This is a genomic window from Streptomyces anandii JCM 4720, from assembly GCF_014650655.1.
Taxonomy (GTDB): Bacteria; Actinomycetota; Actinomycetes; order Streptomycetales; family Streptomycetaceae; genus Streptomyces; species Streptomyces anandii.
On sequence record NZ_BMVJ01000032.1, the window covers coordinates 50,461 to 51,511 of the forward strand.

At 70.2% G+C, this 1,051-nt stretch carries 2 protein-coding genes; both read right to left on the reverse strand.

The genetic code is table 11. The features are described from left to right. Nucleotides 1-736: proline--tRNA ligase (gene proS / locus IE249_RS39275; RefSeq protein WP_229859799.1), on the reverse strand; the 736-nt coding region annotated here is incomplete at its 3' end. Nucleotides 737-809: 73 nt separating this feature from the next. Then, on the reverse strand, nucleotides 810-1,051 hold a 242-nt coding region (locus IE249_RS39280), incomplete at its 5' end, for a GNAT family N-acetyltransferase (protein WP_229859801.1).

A 1,051-nucleotide genomic window follows, 5' to 3' on the forward strand; every position in this document is an offset into this window, starting at 1 on the left:
GCTCGTACGTGATCGCCTCGGTGTTGGCGGCGAAGTCGCAGTTGGGGCAGTCGGCGAAGGTGTCCTCGCCGGCCCCGGCCGGGGCGAGGAACTCCTCCGACTTCGAGCCGCCCATCGCGCCCGCGGTCGCCGCGCAGATGCGGTAGTCCAGGCCGAGGCGCTCGAAGATGCGCTGGTAGGCCTCGCGGTGCAGGGCGTAGGACTCGGCGAGGCCCTCGTCGCTGAGGTCGAAGGAGTAGGAGTCCTTCATCAGGAACTCGCGGCCGCGCAGGATGCCCGCGCGGGGCCGGGCCTCGTCGCGGTACTTGGACTGGATCTGGTAGAGGATCACCGGCAGGTCCTTGTAGGAGGACGCCTGGTCCTTCACCAGCAGGGTGAAGATCTCCTCGTGGGTGGGGCCGAGGAGGTAGTCGCCGCCCTTGCGGTCCTGGAGGCGGAACAGCTCGGCGCCGTACTCGTCCCAGCGGCCGGTCGCCTCGTAGGGCTCACGGGGCAGCAGTGCCGGCAGCAGCACCTCCTGGGCGCCGATGGCGTCCATCTCCTCGCGGACGACGCGCTCGACGTTGGCGAGGACCTTCTTGCCCAGCGGCAGCCAGCTCCAGATGCCCGCGGCGGTGCGGCGGACGTATCCGGCGCGGACCAGCAGCTTGTGGCTGAGGACCTCGGCGTCGGCCGGGTCGTCGCGCAGCGTCTTGGCCATCAACTGGGACATGCGCTGGACCGGTGCGTTGGCCATGGTTCTCGTACTCCTGCCGGGTTTGGGTGATGGCAAGGAGGTTAGCCGGGCGGGCTGCGGCTCGGGAAATCGGTTATCGCCTGCGCAGCGGCAGTGGGGCGCCCATCACGGCGTACGGCATCGGGGCGCTCGGGAAGAGCACCTGGCGGGCCAGATCCTCGTACCCCAGCGAGTGGTAGAGGCCGCGCGCCGGGCTGTCGGTGTCGATGGCGGAGAGGATCGAGCGGGGCTCGGCGGCGTCGTCGGTGATGGAGGTGATCAGGGAGCGCCCGATGCCGCGGTTCTGGTGGCGGGGGTGCACGTGCAGCTCGGTGA